The organism is Pseudonocardia sp. SID8383 (assembly GCF_009864975.1).
Lineage (GTDB): Bacteria > Actinomycetota > Actinomycetes > Mycobacteriales > Pseudonocardiaceae > Pseudonocardia > Pseudonocardia alni.
The window spans coordinates 1-810 of record NZ_WWFY01000569.1 but is presented as its reverse complement, the minus strand read 5'-3'; the positions used below and the strand labels follow the sequence as shown (position 1 = coordinate 810).

The following is an 810-nucleotide window of genomic DNA, read 5'->3' as shown; positions in this document are numbered from 1 at the left end:
CGGGCCGCGAGGGCGGCCGCGCGCTCACCGCGGCGCTGCAGCGCGGCATCCGCGACGGGCTCGCCTCGGTGACCGGTCCCTCCCCCGCCCTCGCGGCCCTGCTCACCTCGGCCGAGTCGGTGCCCGCGGGCACCGACCCCGCGATGCTCGACACCGGGATCCGGCCCATGTTCACCGCGCCGCCCGCGGTGCACACCCTGTCCCTGTCGGCCGGGGCGCTGCTGCGCACCTACGGCTCCCCGTCGATCGCGGTGCTGCTCGGCACCACCGGACGGCTGGTGGAGTCCGCCGAGCGCCGCCTCACCGAGACCGGCACCTGGCTGCTCGCGGCCACCCTGCCCGGCGGCATGCGCCCCGGCAGCCCCGGCTACGTCGGCACCCTGCAGGTCCGCATGCTGCACGCCCGCATGCGCGTGCTCGCCCGCGGCCGCGGCCTCGACGAGGCGGTGCACGGCACCCCGGTCAACCAGGTCGACCTGGTCCGGACCTGGCTGGACTTCACCCTCGTCTCGATGCGGGCCGAGGCGACGATCGGGTTCGGGCTCACCCCCGCCGAGACCACCGAGGTCTACGCCTGCTGGCAGCTGCTGGCCCACCAGCTCGGCATCGACCCCGAGCTGGTCCGCGACGTCACCTCGCACGCCGAGGCCGAGGAGCTCGACGCACTGGTCACCGCCGTCACCGGACCGCCCGCCCCCGAGTCACGCGCGCTGGCCGGGGCGCTGATCGGGGCCGTCGCCGCGCTGCTCGTCCAGCCGCTGCGCCTGCCCGTGCCGCAGGGGCGCCGTCTGCTGCAGGCGCTGGCCCGGC

At 77.3% G+C, this 810-nt stretch carries 1 protein-coding gene; it reads left to right on the top strand.

From position 1 onward, the window contains the following. The coding region (locus GTW08_RS13885) for an oxygenase MpaB family protein (RefSeq protein ID WP_161152009.1) at window positions 1–810 on the top strand (810 nt) is incomplete at both ends.